Here is a 17,040-nt window from a genome sequence, read left to right as displayed (position 1 = left end):
GTAAGGTTTCTCATTTGCCAATGGAAAACAGGATTTGAACCGTCGTCCCTTTACCAACCGTCGATTTCAATTGAATGTCGTGATTCAGCCTTTTGCAGACTTCTGCCACTAAATAGAGCCCCATCCCGGTAGATTCACTATACTTCCGTCCGTTTTCACCTGTGTAATAAGCCTCAAATACCCGCTCTATATCTTTTTTTGGGATACCAATCCCCTCATCCTGTACTTTCAACACAATCACATGATCCCTCACGTCAGATATTAATTTCAGACTGTGAGCATGACCTGAAGAGTACTTTATCGCATTAGTCACCAATTGATTAATGATAAATCTTAGCCATTTGGCATCAGTAATCACACTCAACTGCTCGTCCACTTCATTGGAAGGATAAATTTCGTTGCGGATCAATAATCTTTTGTTATCATAAATCACATCACTAACCAGTTTACGTAATACAACAGGCTCCACATGAAAGTCAGGTTCAAAGGATTCCAATCGTGACATATACAAAATCATGTCCAGTCCTTTGCCCATTCGATCAATCTCATCGTGAATCTGATCCGATTCGGGGTCTATTCTACCTTTGAGGATTAAATGAATAACAGAAAGAGGAGTTTTCATCTGATGAACCCACTGATTGATAAACGTAATATGATCGCGCTGCTGGTGCTCTAACTGATGAATTCGGGACTGATACAATCGATAATATTGCAAAAGCAAATGTTGTAAAGAAGCGGCTAACGGATTAAGTACCTTCATCTGAATAAGCTCATCTAAATCTTTAATGTTTGTAGTGGATAATATGCGATATAAACCAGAATACATAACGAACCGGAACAGCAAATAGACCCCCAATAGGATGGACCCAAAAAAGACGGAATATAGGGCCGTCGACCAGTTACGGTAACCATCCATCCAATAGATACTTAACACAAGAAAAAGTTGGATGATATTAAAAATGACCAGCGAAAAATGGTCGCGCCAAAAAAGCTTCACCGTTCTTCCTCCTCAGTCAAGTGAAGCCGATAGCCAGCCCCTCGAACCGTCTCTATGATATCCCCTAGTCCCAGCTCGCTCAGTTTTTTGCGGACACGAGTGACATAAACATTCAGTGTGTTCTCCCCTACATATTGGTCATCATCCCATAAAGCCTCTAAGATATGAACTCTCCCTACAACCTGCTTAGGATATGTCATCAATAGCTCCAGTAGGGCCGCTTCTTTATGGCTCATCTCTACCTGCTTGTCATGGTATACAAGTTCCATAATTTCGGGATACAAAGTCAAGCCTGACACCGTTAAGGATCGTGATGGTGGAGCAACGGCATAGGAACCATAGGCACGCCGTAAATTACTTTCTACTTTGGCCAGTAGTACTTCGGGATAAAATGGTTTCGTAATGTAATCATCTGCTCCGTTTTGCAAAGCAATGACCTGATCCATTTTATCATCACGTGCAGACACAAAAAGGATGGGGCATGTAGACTGAGTCCGTATTTGCCTGCACCAATAAAATCCATCAAAACGAGGTAGATTCACATCAAGTAGTACCAAATCAGGCTTTACCTCTTGAAAGATAGCCAGAACTTGATCAAAATTTGAAACAATAATTCCTTGATAACCATATTTCTCAAGATAGGATTGGAGCAAGGAGCTGATTTGAGGGTCATCCTCTACTATTAGTATCTTCTGCATCGTGTTTTCTACCTTCTTAGTGCTTGAATTTTTAACAACTGATTTCTCTATATAATGCCTTTATTTGATCGTTCAAGCAATAACAACAATCTAACCCCCTTTGGTTGTAGATGATTAGGAGTTTTTCATGGTGGTGTATATTGAATCCCGAATTATATACATGGTGCCGAGCACCAGAGTGATTAACAATATAATTATAATAACGATAACTGTGACTGTTATAATAGTTCTTTTACGATTTTTTAATGTTTCATGGAAACTTTGCTTTGGATCTTTCAAAGTCTGCTTCACTTCTTTCCTTGCCTAGCTGTTTACCAGCATAACAGCTTCTACATAACGAACAACAGTTTAAACTTACAAAAACCTTTATTTTACTGTAAGGTTTCTGATTAGCCACAAACCATCGTCGGATTGAATTAACGTATGTACATATCAAAAATGTCCGGCTAGAGAATCTTTTTCTGATTCTCTAGCCGGGCATTTTATCCTTTCTACCCTTTTACAGCAGAACCTACCGTCATCGCCCGCTCCACTTGTTCACTCAAGAACAGGTAGACAAGTACCATCGGTAAGGAGGCCATAGTCATAACAGCTCCCATGGCTCCCCAATCCGTACTGTAGGAACCCTGGAAGAAAAGTAAGCCTAGAGGCAATGTTTTCATATTTTCATCAGAAATTAGAATATAGGCCAAAGTGAACTCATTCCAGTTGTTCAAGAATTGAAAAATGGCTACCGTCGCAATTGCAGGCAATGCAAGTGGCATAATGATTTTCAGGAACAGTCTATAAATATTAGCTCCATCCATGCATGCCGCCTCTTCAATCTCCTTAGGAATTGCTGTTAGGAATCCATAGAAAATCATTGACGAGAAAGGAAGCCCAATTGCGATATAAGGAAGAATAAGAGCTCCGTACGTATTCGTAAGATGAAAATCGCGAACCAGAATCGCCAGCGGTATCATGATAACCTGCAGTGGCATAAACATTCCTATGATCATATAAGTCCGGACAGCTGAACGAAACCTCCATCTCATACGAGCCACTGCGAAGGCAAACATCAGAGCCAGCAAAAGAATGAACAAAGTCGAAATCGTTGATACGACCAGACTGTTCAGAAAGTAACGGGGAATATTAAATTGCGTCCACGCATTGATGTAATTTTCGTAACGAAAATGCGTTGGCAGTCCAAATGGGTTAGAGACAAAGATCTCATCGTTGTTCTTGAACGAGTAGGAAACCATCCAGAACAACGGATAGACCGAAACAATAAAATACAACCACAGCGGTATCTGCAGAACAGCTTGTCTGAACTTGCTCAAAGCAGTTTTACTCATTTCGTTCTCCTTTTCAATACACGCCTTATCAGGCGGTTTGTCCGCGGTCGAACAGCTTATTGATAACTACAGTTGCCAGTAGTGAGATTAGTACAAGCAGCACGGATACAGCACACGCATACCCATAATTGCTTTCCATAAAAGCATAGCGGTAAATCATGAATGTCAATGTATAGTTTGTAGTGCCGGGCCCTCCGTTTGTCATAATCAGCATCTGCACAAAGGCCCCTATTCCAGATGTAATCGCAATGATGAAGCAGAATTTGTACGTTTCCCTCATCAGTGGAAGCGTGACATGCCAGTGCGCTCTCCATTTGCTGCAACCGTCAATCGTGGCGGCTTCAAAGTAGTCTTCGGGTATTGACTTAACTCCCGCATATAACAACGCAAATTGATAACCCATAAACTGCCAGGCATTAACGAAGGCAATGGCAATAATCGATGCTGTCGGGGAGCTCAGCCAATTTTGCTGGTACGGGATGTTCAAGAGATCAAACAGTCGGTTGATCAATCCGTTAGTTGGGTCATAGATTGCGATCCACAGCTGGCACACCACGGTTACCGATAGGACAACTGGGATAAAATAAGACGTTTTCAGTATTTTTCGCCCGCGTGTGCGCGGGTCAGCACAGATTAGCGCTAATAGTGTTCCCAGCCCGATCTGAAAGACCGCCAGAACAATGGCAAATATTAATCCGTTCTTAAGCGAAGTAGCAAGTAGAGGATCGGAGAACAGTTCCCGATAATTACTCAGTCCCGAAAAGGTCAGCGTACTCAGGCCATCCCAATCATAAAAGCTGCGAAGAACGGTTTGCAGAACGGGATATATCAAAATCACGCTATACAGTATCAAAGCAGGGAGGAGAAACAGTGCGAGTGCCGGTTTGTTCCCCAAATATTTATTCATGTCTTGCTTCCACCCCTTATCTTCGGAACAGCATCCCCTAGCGACTTATGCCGCCAAGGGCAGCCGAGTTCCTGAATTCTCAGTTTTCTTTATCCAATGTGCTATTCAGATTGTTCACAAAATCGTTTTCAGAAAAGTTGTCTACCATCAAATTCTGAGTATTGTCATTAATAGTGTTCTGAATTTTTGTACTACTCAGAAGTTGAGCATATTCCTGCGCATTTGGCAGCAACTCTTTGACAACTCGCTGCATCATTGCTGGAACATTGGAGGCGATTGGCTTATCCACTTTCTGCGAAACAATTGGGCTTCCAAGTTGAGTGTATCTGTATTCGGCTGACTTTGTGGCAAGGAATGCCGCTACCTTTACGGCTGTTTCCTTATTTTTGCTACTCGATGATACTGCGTAGCCCTGTGGAGAACCTGAGCCGTCAATGAAATATTTGGATTTCTCGTAGGTTGCTTCATCCTTTGCAGGCCAGTACATCCAGTCGACCTGGTCGCCCAGCTTTTCCTGTGAGCTGTAAATTTCCCATTGTCCATTCACGAACATGGCAGCTTTGCCCTGATAAAACAGGGACGAAGCCTGATCATAATTGGTGTTCGTCGCGTTTGCATCGAATAATCCGGCTGTTTGCAGTTGCTTCATCTGCTGTGCCGCTGTTACGAATGCTTCCGGCAATGCTTTTACACCCTTCTCATCAAGTGCTCCGAACCCACGCGGCTGCTCCCTTGTAACCAGCCCATTATAGAAAGCGGTCGTGATCCATTTTTCTTTGGCAAAAATTGACATAGGTACGTAACCAGCAGCTTTCAACTTTTTCGCTGCATCGGCCATCTGGTCAATCGTCTTAAGCGGTGTTTTAATTCCTACCTTCTCGAAAATCGACTTGTTGTAATAGATCATTTGGAATTCAATGCCGGTTTCGGGATAAGCATACACATGGTTGTCTGGAGCTATCAAACGCGATTCAACACCCGGGTTAAGATTCTTCTTGAATTCGGCCGTTGTGTCATAGCTGTCCAGCACCTCAACATTTTTCGATTTTGCGAAAGTTTGCAGGACAGCCCAATCCGCTAAATAGACATCCGGCATATTGCCCGTTGCCGCATAGGTTTTAAGCTTCTGTCCTCCGTCCTGTACGGCAGGATCCAGTTCAATTTCTACGTTTGGCATCTTCTTTTTAAGCTCTTCCACCGCATAATCGAACGGCTTTATGGTATCGTCATCAAAATGTTGTGCATACACCTTTAATTTGATCGTACCGTCCCCTGCCTCGCTCTTGGAAGAGGTCGAGTTATCTTCCCCACAAGCAATCAATCCAATCGACATAGTGAGCACTAGCAAAGCTGCACTCCAACTTTTGTAAGTTTTTTTCATTTGCTTAATCCCCCTCATGCAGTGTGTTTTATGTTTGCGCTTTCATTTGCATGACTACAGTATACTGCCGCTTCTATTCTTGATTAAGGAATAAAACGGGCATAACCAGTAAAAAACGGGACAAATAGAGCAGCGGTTCTCCGTATATAGGAAAACCGCCAGGCTTAAATCGAAGTTGTCCTGCCTCGCAGGACAGGCGCTACCTTTTTTTGAGTTGCTCATATTCAGTGGGTGTCATGCCAAAGCGTTTCTTGAAGCATTTGCCAAAATAATTGGGGTCACTGTATCCTACACTTTCAGCGATTTCTGACAGCTTCCGATTTCCTTTCAGCAAAAGCTCCTTAGCCTTCTTCATTCGGATGTGTGTAATATGATCCACTATGGAAAAGCCAGACTCCTTGCGAAATACGCGGCGCAGGTAGCTGGGATCGACGAATACTCCGCACGAAACCTGCTCAGCAGACAGCTCTGAGTCTGCATAATGTTCCTCAATATAGTTGATCGCCGCCACAAATAAATTGGAAGCCTTCGTAGGACGCATATTCTCCATCAGTTGGATCAGCTTGCGGTATAGAGCGAGCATCCAACCTTCAGCAGCCTCCCAGGAATCTAACTCTCGCAGCCGTTCGTAAGGAGAATTGTCTCCTCCATTTTCCCATAGCCGGTCATAAGGAATGCCTCGTTCACTGGCAAAGGAAAGGGCTAAAGATACGATTCCCATAAGCATCGCATCTGCGTATTCGTCTCCCCATTTATATTTACTAAGCTGACGGATTGCCTTACGGACCTCCTCTAGCGTTTCACTGTCTTTCATTCGGAGGTCAAGCACAACCGCATCGCGTAGATGGCCCAAATCAGGCATACCTGCTCTGCTATGCAACACTTCGCCGCCCTGTCCCCTTAACTCTGCACTTTCGCTCTCCTGTGGAAGCACCGGTAGCTTCGGCTTAATGCGTTCCAACATCGAGAGCATTTCTTCTGCATTGAACGGCTTCAACAAATAATCCTGTACTCCGGTTCGAACCGCCTTCTGTAGGTATTCAAATTCGTTATGTCCAGATATGAATACAATAACGATGCGTTCGAACTTGACTTTCAATCTCTTGGCTAATTCAATTCCGTCAATGAAGGGCATATTGATATCTACGAGGGCGAGATGTGGCTGATGCCGCTCGGCTTCCTGAAGTGCTTCCTGTCCGTTCCTTGCTTCGCAGCAAACCCGAAAACCATGAATTTCCCAATCTATCTTCATACGCAGAAAGTCTCGGAACAGCGGTTCATCATCGACAATCATCACTTTATACATTTTGGTGTTCACTCCCCTTTGGCAGCATCGGCAGCGACAGGTCAACAGTTGTTCCCTTCGTGAGCACACTTTGCACGGATATCCCATACTCCTCGCCAAAATACAGGCTCAGCCGCTGCTGAACGCTGTAGGTGCCGATTGATCGTATTCCTTCTTCCGGCAAATGTCTGGACATAATGGTCTGAACCTGTATTTCGTTCATCCCCACGCCGTTGTCCTCCACTCTAACGACCACCTTATCGCCCTGTCTAAAGGCAAAAATGCGGATAAAACCTTTTGTTCCTTTCTTCTTAAGGCCATGGTAAATCGAATTCTCGACAAGCGGCTGAAGCGAGAGCTTCGGGATCGGTGTACCTTCAAACTCGGGAGGAATATCCACTTCATAGCGAAACACATCGGGATAACGGATTTGCAGAATCGTCAGGTAATCATCAGTAATCTGAGCTTCCTTTTCTAAAGTGATTAGTTCCCGTCCCTTGTTCAGCACCATTCGATAAAAATCTGCCAGCGCTTTTGTAGTATCTCTAGCCTCCTCATTACGATCTAACTCATTGAGTGCATAAATGGTATCCAAAGTGTTGTACAGAAAATGCGGTTTAATTTGGGCGCTTATCAGTGCAAGCTCATATTCACGCTTACGGTTCTGTTCCTGCCTTACCTCATCCAGCAGTTCCCGAACCCGTCTTACCATAAAGTTAAACGCTTCCGCAATGGTACCGATTTCATCTTCAGTACGGACTGTCGCAACAGGTTGCAAATCACCAGTTACTACTTTTCGCATGGCCTTAGTCAATTGTTCGAGAGGACTAACGACCATTCTGGACAGAAAGCTAGCACCCAGCCAGGAAAAAACAAGGCATAACACACCGATTAATAGCGACAATCTAACATTTTGCCGGACATCAGCTGTAAGCAGGCTAAGAGAAACAATATTGACCAACTTCCATTCCATTCGGTTATAATCAGTGACCGTTATCAGGTTGCCCTCATACTCGAATGAGCACGTTCCATGGGATGCATTAGGGGCACAACGTTGGATGGCCTCACCCAGCTGTGGATTCACCGGATTCATCAGCATCTCATTGTCTTCTGCCACAGCCACGCGCATTTCGTTATCTAAAAAATAATAAGATTTGGGTGCATCTGGATCGCTGGAACGAAAGTAATCGGACAAACCTTCTTCCTTCACTAACAGAAAAAGCGTTCCATATGGTTCGCCGGTGTCTATATTAATGACCGTCTTCCCCAGCGTCAAAACGGGAGAGCTCGGATCTGGTGTTAGGAAATCCCTCTTCTCCATATCAAACCAGAGGGCCTGTCCATAACTTTCAGATTCCCTTACCCGCTTAAGCATGCTATAGATCTTGCGATCATCCCCGCTTTCGGTATAAGAGGCGAAAATCTTCCCTTCGTTATCAATGAAGACAGCGGCATCCACCTCACGAAAGATTGACAAATCAATGGATAGGCGGCTCTGCATCAAGTTTCCAAACTGAATAGGCTCCATGGCAGTATCAGGTTTGGCACCGTATGAATCATACATCCGGTTAATATTCGTGACCATAATATTGGCCGCCGTCTCCACACTCCTGAATATGTAATCGGTCCTAGACAAGATAAGCTGAGACTCATCGACCACATTGCTGGTAGTTTGGTCTATCAAAGAACGGCTGAAAAGTTGGTTGGACAATAGTCCAAGAATAAGCAGAGAAACAATAATTAGCGGAAGAAATACCGCTATAACCTTGCTTTTAAAGCGAAGTCGACCAAACCACTTACGAGCTAGTGACAGAATATTCACCTAGAACCCCTCCGTCATCAAGAGAATATCCATCATGTTAACACAAACAATCTCTACAGTAGTAGATCAAAAATAAAGTTTAAAAAATTCAACCGTCCATCTTGAAAGTACTTTAGAGATGTGTTAGGATAAAGTCGATTTTTAGTAAAATTATTAACTAAAAAGGTGTGAGCTCTTTTGGCAACCATTAAAGACATTGCCCGCGAAGCGGGTGTGTCTGCCGCAACCGTTTCAAGGGTTTTAAATAACGATCTGTCACTGTCCGTAAGCTCAGACACCAAAAACAGAATTTTTTTGGTTGCCGAGCAACTCGGGTATAAGCCTACCCGGCTGAGGCAATTAAAGCAGAATACGGAACGGGCCGGGAAAATGGTCTCCCTCCTGCTGTGGTGTTCTATTGAGGAGGAAAGAGACGATCCTTATTACGCCTCGATCCGCCGTGGAATCGAACTGCGCTGTGAAGAGCTTGGCCTGACGTTGGGACAGACCTTGCGAGGCCGCTCGTCCATCGGCACCTTACAGAAGGCGGATGGTCTGATTGTTGTGGGCGGCGTTGATCCTGAAGAGGTATTCAAGCTTCATCCTGACAAGAACACCATTGTCCTTGTCGACCAGTACCATGAACAGTTGGAGTATGATTCTGTACGACTTCATTTCAGACAAGCTGTTGATCAGGCACTCGGACATCTACTTGAGCTTGGCCATCGACAAATCGGATTTATCGGCGGTAAGAGCGACGGTGAGCGAAGGGCGCATTATTTTGAACGATTCATGCGGGAACAAGGGTTGTACAATCCTCAATTCGTCCGTATAGGTTCCTGGAGTACCGCGGATGGTTATCTCATGATGAACGAACTCCTAGCCCAACAGGAACGACCGACAGCCTGCTTCGTCGCAAGCGATCCGCTCGCTATTGGTGCCCTCCGCGCCCTTCATGGACTTGGAGTCAAGGTACCAGAGGATATGGCTGTTGTTGGCTTCGACGACATTGAGATGGCAGCCTTCGTGCAGCCTCCGCTAACCACTATCCGTGCATATCCCGAACAGATGGGAAAGGCTGCTGTGCAACTGCTCTCTGAACGGTTTGAGGGGCGTGAACCACCTGCGTATAGCGTGATCGGGACTAAGCTTGTCATTCGAGAAAGCTCATGCAAAAAAGGCTAAAATTAGTACTTGAGAGTCTTATTGTCATTGATTAATATCCTTTCGTAAAACAATCAATATGATAACCCCTGAGGAGTGAATATCATGAACATTCATGTTAACGAAGCGCTTGGTTTGTTTCATTTGCAGTCCAAGGATTGCAGCTATATTATCCAGCTAGTAGAAGGATATCCCGCACATGTCTATTGGGGAGCTCAACTTCATCATGACCAAAGTCTCGCAAGTATATTGGAACTTAGGGAGCGTTGCTCCTTCTCTCCCACTCCCGTTTCTTCCAGTCGTATAATTTCTTTGGACACGCTTCCTCAGGAATACCCCCAGTATGGAACAAGCGACTTTCGTCAACCGGCTTACCAGGTTGCACTTGCGGACGGTACTCGAACTACTGAGCTAAAATATAGTGGTTACCGTATTGAACCAGGTAAACCCAAGCTCGAGGGACTTCCTTCCGTCTATGCCGAATCGGATGATGAAGCCACAACCCTCTATATGATCCTTGAGGATCAATACTCGGGGCTTAAGACTACACTGCTCTATACTGTATTTGCGGACCACAGTGCCATTGCTAGATCTACTCTTTTTGAACAAAAGGGAAGCGCTACCATGAATATTGAACACGCCATGAGCGCCTCTGTCGACTTCGCCGATTCCAACTACCAAGCCCTCTACTTACCTGGAGCCTGGGTTCGGGAAAGACATATCCAACGCCGCGACCTCGGACCTGGCTCCATTCGGCTCGAGAGTAGACGGGGCTCCAGCAGTCACCAAATGAATCCCTTTCTGGCACTGCTTCGGCCTGATGTGACTGAAGATCGAGGGGATGTGTACGGTTTCAGTCTAATCTACAGCAGCAACTTCGTCGCACAGGCGGAAGTAGAGCAGTTCAATCAGACTCGTGTAAGTATCGGAATCAATCCCTTTGACTTCTCCTGGCGGCTTGAGCCGGGTCAGTCATTCCAGACTCCTGAAGCCGTATTGGTCTTTTCCGAAGAAGGTCTTGGGGGCATGTCACGCACCTATCACCGACTCTATCGCACACGTCTGTGCCGAGGGGCTTACCGTGACAAAGAACGTCCGATTCTCGTGAACAATTGGGAAGCCACCTATTTCGACTTCGACGCCGATAAAATCGAGGCGATTGCCAAAGAAGCGGGGCCTCTTGGAATTGAGCTGTTTGTTCTTGATGACGGTTGGTTTGGTAAGCGAGACAACGACAACAGTTCGCTTGGGGACTGGTTCGAAGACCGCCACAAGTTGCCCGGCGGTCTTACTGACCTGGCCAAACGGGTTAATGAACAAGGATTACAGTTTGGTTTGTGGGTTGAGCCGGAAATGGTATCACCTGATAGTGAACTGTACCGCAACCATCCCGACTGGTGCCTGCATGCGGAAGGTCGGCGGCGGACGGAAGGCCGATCCCAACTGGTGCTCGATCTCTCCCGCAAGGAAGTATGCGACTACTTGTACGAGACGCTTAGCTCCGTATTTTCGATCGCTCCAATCACTTATGTCAAGTGGGACATGAACCGTAACATGACGGAGATTGCTTCGGCTACAGCCCCTAGCGAACGACAAAAGGAAACTGCGCACCGTTATATGCTCGGACTTTACGATCTGTTGGAACGTCTGACCTCCCAGTTCCCGGACATCTTGTTCGAAAGCTGTTCTGGAGGCGGTGGGCGATTTGATCCCGGAATGCTCTACTATATGCCGCAGACATGGACCAGTGATGATACCGATGCCATTGAAAGATTGGCTATCCAGTATGGAACAAGTATCGTGTACCCGGCCAGTACCATGGGCGCACATGTATCGAACGTGCCGAACCACCAGGTGGGACGAAACACCTCCCTCGCCATACGCGGCGACGTGGCAATGAGCGGGAATTTTGGCTACGAACTCGACCTTACTGCATTTACGAATGAAGAAAAAGAACTCGCGGCCAAACAAATTGCCCAGTATAAAGAAATCCGTTCCCTTGTACAGCAGGGAGATATGTATCGACTTCTTAGTCCGTTTGAAGGCCGAGGCGACACGGCCTGGATGTTCGTTAGCGAGGACCAATCCGAAGCGTTTGTCGCTTACTTCCGCGTACTAGCTGAACCAAATGGGCCCATCCGGCGACTAACTCTAAAAGGACTTGACCCAGATAAAAAGTATATAATCGAACACGGGGCGACAGGCAGCACTGCAGTCCATACGGGTAATACCTTAGTGGAAGATGGCGGTTCCCCCTTCCGCGTAGCATTTGATGGCGAAATTTTTGGAGGCGACCGCCTAATGAAAATTGGGCTTGTTGTCTCGGATCTCTCTGGAGACTTCACCAGCTCTACTTTCCGCCTTAAAGCTATTTCCTGCTAATTGTGAATCTGGCCAGTGACGATAAAAAAATCAAAACAAGGCAGACCGATTTTCCGGCCTGCCTTGTTTAATCACTTTGGTGCCCGTGTTGCTAACCGTGACTCTCCATGTCACTTACCAAATACGCTCGCTTAGTCTCAATTTCGTCCTCTATATCTTCCAGCATATGACCAATGCCTTCTTAAGTGAACGTGTCTGTAATCACAACTCTAAACAATTCATTCAACTTTTCGGTGTCTTTAACTTCCGTCTTCTGATTTCGACATTATTCATCCTGATTTCCAATTTCTCATTCATCTAGATTTCCGCCGATGTACGATTCAGGATGGGACGCTTTGAAAGCACACGATTCGATAACTCCATCAGGCTTTTTATTTCATAAGTAGGTTGAATGCCAGACGCGTTTGTTTTCCCAGCAGGGTTGAACCAACAGGTATCAATTCCGTATTTGTTGCCTCCTTGAATATCGGAGGTCAAAGAATCACCGACCATGAGAACCTTACTCTTATCTGAAATGGCTAGCTTAGTAAATGCGTAATCGAAAATACCAGCTTGTGGCTTTTGGCAACCCACTTCCTCTGAAATAATTATCTGTTCAAATACATCATGCAGCGGTGAAAGCTGAATTCTGGAGGTTTGCACCTCTTTGATTCCATTCGTAATGATCGCCAAGCGACAATCAGACAGCATATCACATAATTCAACCGCTCCGTCCATTAAAAAAGCACCTTCACCCAAATAACGTAAATATGCAGCACTAAAAGCATCTGGATTAAAGTCTAGATCATGAAAAGTAAATAATCGCTTAAACCGCTCCGCACGCAGTTGCGCTGAGGTAATATGTCCTTCCTCTGCCTCTCGCCACAATACACTGTTGATTTCATCATAACTAGCTTTATACTCCGTGGCCCCTTGTGGCAAGCCAAATTGGGTAAACGTATTATGTAGCGCATAACTCTCTGCCTTTTTAAAATCAAACAGCGTGTCATCGACATCAAATAAAATAATTTCGTATTTCATAACGACCTCCATATCATTGCTTTACGACTATTGTTCAGTTCCATGAGTCTTAGATTGTTTCTGATAGTAGCACAACGAAAAACTAACAATACATTATTACCTTTCGGTTATTATACAGAACCTAGTTAAACCGTCAAGTCACTAATAACAAAGTCATAGTATTTTGTCACCGGTGCAAAAGGTAAATAACGCTCAATAAGAATGCCCGTAAAATGAAGGTGATTCTCATTTTACGGGCTTCTGAGCATCTAAGAGATGATTTAGCAAAAATCCTAGTGATCTTCATTAATCCATTTAGCTAATGTTTGATCAAAACAATGAGGTTCTTCAAACATTGGGTTATGCCCACTATATTCAAAAATCACTTTTTTCACGTTCTCGTAGGTGTCATCGACCCTATCCCATAAAGAAACTGGCGCAACCAAAAAATCATACCTTCCCAAACCAATATATACAGGTTTGTGGATATCCGCCAAGGATTGTATTAAATTCATGTTACCGAAAGCTTCTCCCCATAAATAATCAATGATAGGCATATTCGTGTATACATCCTTCCACATATAAGCCGCATCGTAAGCATAATCATAAAAGGTTTGGGCTCCCATTCGTATACACATGTGAACAAATCTTCTATCTGGGTCTCTTTTGATATCTTCCTCTAATAAAACAATGTCCTTTTCAAAACGTTCCTTTCTTTCTGGGCTGGCCGTTTCATAAAAGAATGAAGAGCTTTGCCGCTGTCTTTCTTGGCTGTTCGTAGGTGCTGAATTTAATAGCACCACTTTTTGAACATAATCCGGGTATTGTTTAGCATATTCCAAAGCCATAAAGGCATGCCCGGAATGTCCTAATATGATAAATTCATTTAGATGAAGGCATTGTCTTGCTGTTTCTATATCATTAATAACTTTATCCAAAGTATAGTCTTCTGGTTTTAAAGCTCGATTCGGTTTTGCAAACCCTCGATGATCCAGAAAAATAAACTGAAACTTTTTATATAAATGGTCTGAAAATAAACGAGGATAATATACACTACTGCCGATCACCAATATCGGCCTTCCGTTACCTCTTATAGCATATTTCAGCTCAAATCCATCACTAAAAACTGTTTGATAAGTGCTCATTTATAATCACCTTCTCTTTTTCAAATCACTCCCTTTCCTTTGTGTAATTCCCTTGTATTCTCCATAGAACGTTCCAACACTTCAACTCACCTCAGAAAGTACATTTATTTTTATGAGAAAAGTTTAACATGTTTTTTTCAAAAACAAAACGGGTTTACTTTTGTCTTACTTGTCTTGACTTATGGCATTCATACAGGATTTTTGACAAACACATCTTTTTGGAAACAAAAAAACCGCGATTATCGCGGTTTTTTATATAGAGGTCATACTTTTATCGTGCTTGGCGACGTCCTACTCTCCCAGGACCCTGCGGTCCAAGTACCATCGGCGCTGGAGGGCTTAACGGTCGTGTTCGGGATGGGTACGTGTGGAACCCCTCCGCTATCGCCACCAAACATGAATTTGCTGTGCAAATTCTATCGTACGGCTATTCGCTTCATCACTTATCGTGTGAATGAATAGCCATGCGCTTGTCGTATGTCTCTTGTACATACGTTCAAGGTTACACCCTGAAAACTGGATCCGAAACTCATTTGCGTTTTATTCTTAGGATAAGCCCTCGACCGATTAGTATTGGTCAGCTCCATGCATTACTGCACTTCCACCCCCAACCTATCTACCTCGTCGTCTTCAAGGGGTCTTACTAATTGGGAAATCTCATCTTGAGGGGGGCTTCACGCTTAGATGCTTTCAGCGCTTATCCCTTCCGTACATAGCTACCCAGCGGTGCTCCTGGCGGAACAACTGGTACACCAGCGGTACGTCCATCCCGGTCCTCTCGTACTAAGGACAGCTCCTCTCAAATTTCCTACGCCCACGACAGATAGGGACCGAACTGTCTCACGACGTTCTGAACCCAGCTCGCGTACCGCTTTAATGGGCGAACAGCCCAACCCTTGGGACCTACTTCAGCCCCAGGATGCGATGAGCCGACATCGAGGTGCCAAACCTCCCCGTCGATGTGGACTCTTGGGGGAGATAAGCCTGTTATCCCCAGGGTAGCTTTTATCCGTTGAGCGATGGCCCTTCCATGCGGTACCACCGGATCACTAAGCCCGACTTTCGTCCCTGCTCGACTTGTAGGTCTCGCAGTCAAGCTCCCTTCTGCCTTTGCACTCTTCGAATGATTTCCAACCATTCTGAGGGAACCTTGGGGCGCCTCCGTTACTCTTTAGGAGGCGACCGCCCCAGTCAAACTGCCCACCTGACACTGTCCTCGCACCGGTTTACGGTACCAAGTTAGAACCTAGATACGATCAGGGTGGTATCCCAAGGATGCCTCCCTTCAAGCTGGCGCTCAAAGTTCGACGGCTCCCACCTATCCTGTACAGATCGTACCCAAATTCAATATCAAGCTGCAGTAAAGCTCCATGGGGTCTTTCCGTCTTGTCGCGGGTAACCTGCATCTTCACAGGTATTAAAATTTCACCGGATCTCTCGTTGAGACAGCGCCCAAGTCGTTACGCCATTCGTGCGGGTCAGAATTTACCTGACAAGGAATTTCGCTACCTTAGGACCGTTATAGTTACGGCCGCCGTTTACTGGGGCTTCGGTTCATAGCTTCGCTCTTGCGAGCTTACCACTCCCCTTAACCTTCCAGCACCGGGCAGGCGTCAGCCCGTATACTTCGCCTTGCGGCTTCGCACAGACCTGTGTTTTTGCTAAACAGTCGCTTGGGCCTTTTCACTGCGGCCCCCTCGGGCTATTCACCCTACCGAGGCACCCCTTCTCCCGAAGTTACGGGGTCATTTTGCCGAGTTCCTTAACGAGAGTTCTTCCGCGCGCCTTAGAATTCTCTTCTCGCCTACCTGTGTCGGTTTGCGGTACGGGCACCTTCTCCTGGCTAGAGGCTTTTCTTGGCAGTCTGAGATCATGACCTTCGCTACTACAATTTTCGCTCCCCATCACAGCCCAGCCTTAACGATGTGCGGATTTGCCTACACACCAGCCTCACTGCTTAGACGGACATCCATCCGTCCGCGTCACTACCCTACTGCGTCACCCCATCGCTCATAACGGATTACGGTGGTACAGGAATTTCGACCTGTTGTCCTTCGACTACGCCTATCGGCCTCGCCTTAGGTCCCGACTTACCCTGAGCGGACGAACCTTCCTCAGGAACCCTTAGGCTTTCGGCGGATCTGATTCTCACAGATCTTTTCGTTACTCATACCGGCATTCTCACTTGAATGCAGTCCAGCGCTCCTTACGGTACACCTTCAACCCGCATTCAACGCTCCCCTACCCCTGATGCAAGCATCAAGCCATAGCTTCGGTGGTGTGTTTAGCCCCGTTACATTTTCGGCGCAGAGTCACTCGACCAGTGAGCTATTACGCACTCTTTCAATGGTGGCTGCTTCTAAGCCAACATCCTGGTTGTCTGTGCAACTCCACATCCTTTCCCACTTAACACACACTTGGGGACCTTAGCTGATGATCTGGGCTGTTTCCCTTTCGACAATGGATCTTAGCACTCACTGTCTGACTCCCGGAACTAAATCTATGGCATTCGGAGTTTGACTGAGCTTGGTAACCCTTGCGGGCCCCGCACCCAATCAGTGCTCTACCTCCACGATTCTTCTTTCCGAGGCTAGCCCTAAAGCTATTTCGGGGAGAACCAGCTATCTCCGGGTTCGATTGGAATTTCTCCGCTACCCCCACCTCATCCCCGCATTTTTCAACATGCGTGGGTTCGGGCCTCCAGTGCGTGTTACCGCACCTTCACCCTGGACAGGGGTAGATCACCCGGTTTCGGGTCTACGTCCACGTACTCATTCGCCCTATTCAGACTCGCTTTCGCTGCGGCTTCAGCTCTTCACCTTAACCTTGCACGGGAACGTAACTCGCCGGTTCATTCTACAAAAGGCACGCCATCACCCGTGATTTTTCCAAAGGAAAATATCATAGGGCTCTGACTTCTTGTAAGCACACGGTTTCAGGATCTATT

The 17,040-nt window shown here is 45.7% G+C and carries 11 protein-coding genes and 2 rRNA genes (1 of these 13 cut by a window edge); 2 read left to right on the top strand and 11 right to left on the bottom strand.

The window, feature by feature from the left end; all coding sequences use genetic code 11:
• Positions 1–10: 10 nt before the first annotated feature.
• From MLD56_RS12040 to MLD56_RS12010, 7 genes are all read right to left on the bottom strand, one after another.
• Complete coding sequence (locus MLD56_RS12040; protein WP_029518492.1) at positions 11–997, bottom strand: sensor histidine kinase; 987 nt, start codon at positions 995–997, stop codon at positions 11–13.
• Positions 994–1,695 (bottom strand): response regulator transcription factor, encoded by a 702-nt coding sequence (locus MLD56_RS12035; protein WP_029518493.1) that lies wholly within the window; start codon positions 1,693–1,695, stop codon positions 994–996. Before MLD56_RS12035 ends, MLD56_RS12040 begins: the two co-directional genes overlap by 4 nt.
• Before the next feature lie 491 nt (positions 1,696–2,186).
• Positions 2,187–3,029: a carbohydrate ABC transporter permease gene (locus tag MLD56_RS12030; protein WP_029518494.1), complete on the bottom strand. Its 843-nt coding sequence runs from the start codon at positions 3,027–3,029 to the stop codon at positions 2,187–2,189.
• Positions 3,030–3,057: 28 nt separating this feature from the next.
• Positions 3,058–3,936 carry a carbohydrate ABC transporter permease gene (locus MLD56_RS12025; RefSeq protein ID WP_029518495.1) on the bottom strand — a complete coding sequence of 293 codons (879 nt, stop codon included), beginning with the start codon at positions 3,934–3,936 and terminating at the stop codon, positions 3,058–3,060.
• 79 nt (positions 3,937–4,015) lie between these two features.
• Positions 4,016–5,317, bottom strand: a complete 1,302-nt coding sequence (locus MLD56_RS12020) for an ABC transporter substrate-binding protein (protein WP_029518496.1) — start codon at positions 5,315–5,317, stop codon at positions 4,016–4,018.
• Positions 5,318–5,516: 199 nt separating this feature from the next.
• Positions 5,517–6,623 carry a response regulator transcription factor gene (locus MLD56_RS12015; RefSeq protein ID WP_029518497.1) on the bottom strand — a complete coding sequence of 369 codons (1,107 nt, stop codon included), beginning with the start codon at positions 6,621–6,623 and terminating at the stop codon, positions 5,517–5,519.
• Entirely contained in the window at positions 6,616–8,424 is a 1,809-nt protein-coding gene (locus MLD56_RS12010) for a cache domain-containing sensor histidine kinase (protein WP_029518498.1), read from the bottom strand. The genes MLD56_RS12015 and MLD56_RS12010 overlap by 8 nt, the downstream gene beginning before the upstream one ends.
• A gap of 177 nt (positions 8,425–8,601) precedes the next feature.
• Here MLD56_RS12010 and MLD56_RS12005 point away from each other — a divergent pair, with 177 nt between their 5' ends.
• On the top strand, positions 8,602–9,588 hold the full coding sequence (locus MLD56_RS12005) for a LacI family DNA-binding transcriptional regulator (protein WP_029518499.1): 987 nt from the start codon (positions 8,602–8,604) through the stop codon (positions 9,586–9,588).
• Positions 9,589–9,672: 84 nt separating this feature from the next.
• Positions 9,673–11,949, top strand: coding sequence for an alpha-galactosidase (locus MLD56_RS12000; RefSeq protein WP_029518500.1), 2,277 nt, complete (start codon positions 9,673–9,675; stop codon positions 11,947–11,949).
• 297 nt (positions 11,950–12,246) lie between these two features.
• Here the strand turns inward: MLD56_RS12000 and MLD56_RS11995 are convergent, their stop codons facing one another.
• The 4 genes from MLD56_RS11995 to MLD56_RS11980 all read right to left on the bottom strand — a co-directional run.
• Positions 12,247–12,969, bottom strand: a complete 723-nt coding sequence (locus MLD56_RS11995) for a YjjG family noncanonical pyrimidine nucleotidase (protein ID WP_029518501.1) — start codon at positions 12,967–12,969, stop codon at positions 12,247–12,249.
• Positions 12,970–13,241: 272 nt separating this feature from the next.
• Positions 13,242–14,093 (bottom strand): alpha/beta fold hydrolase, encoded by an 852-nt coding sequence (locus MLD56_RS11990; RefSeq protein ID WP_029518502.1) that lies wholly within the window; start codon positions 14,091–14,093, stop codon positions 13,242–13,244.
• A 278-nt stretch (positions 14,094–14,371) separates the two neighbouring features.
• A 5S ribosomal RNA gene (gene rrf / locus MLD56_RS11985) occupies positions 14,372–14,488 on the bottom strand.
• Between the two features lie 152 nt (positions 14,489–14,640).
• Positions 14,641–17,040 (bottom strand): 23S ribosomal RNA (locus MLD56_RS11980) (it continues 548 nt past the right edge of the window).

Source organism: Paenibacillus peoriae (assembly GCF_022531965.1).
GTDB lineage: Bacteria > Bacillota > Bacilli > Paenibacillales > Paenibacillaceae > Paenibacillus > Paenibacillus polymyxa_D.
This window is presented reverse-complemented; position numbering and strand designations above follow the sequence as displayed.

What these genes read in the sequence shown, in the direction of transcription:
- MLD56_RS11990 (WP_029518502.1), bottom strand. Translation starts at nt 14,093, where the DNA reads ATGAGCACTTATCAAACAGTTTTTAGTGATGGATTTGAGCTGAAATAT.
- MLD56_RS12030 (WP_029518494.1), bottom strand. Translation starts at nt 3,029, where the DNA reads ATGAGTAAAACTGCTTTGAGCAAGTTCAGACAAGCTGTTCTGCAGATA.
- MLD56_RS12000 (WP_029518500.1), top strand. Translation starts at nt 9,673, where the DNA reads ATGAACATTCATGTTAACGAAGCGCTTGGTTTGTTTCATTTGCAGTCC.
- MLD56_RS12015 (WP_029518497.1), bottom strand. Translation starts at nt 6,623, where the DNA reads ATGTATAAAGTGATGATTGTCGATGATGAACCGCTGTTCCGAGACTTT.
- MLD56_RS12020 (WP_029518496.1), bottom strand. Translation starts at nt 5,317, where the DNA reads ATGAAAAAAACTTACAAAAGTTGGAGTGCAGCTTTGCTAGTGCTCACT.
- MLD56_RS12035 (WP_029518493.1), bottom strand. Translation starts at nt 1,695, where the DNA reads ATGCAGAAGATACTAATAGTAGAGGATGACCCTCAAATCAGCTCCTTG.
- MLD56_RS12025 (WP_029518495.1), bottom strand. Translation starts at nt 3,936, where the DNA reads ATGAATAAATATTTGGGGAACAAACCGGCACTCGCACTGTTTCTCCTC.
- MLD56_RS11995 (WP_029518501.1), bottom strand. Translation starts at nt 12,969, where the DNA reads ATGAAATACGAAATTATTTTATTTGATGTCGATGACACGCTGTTTGAT.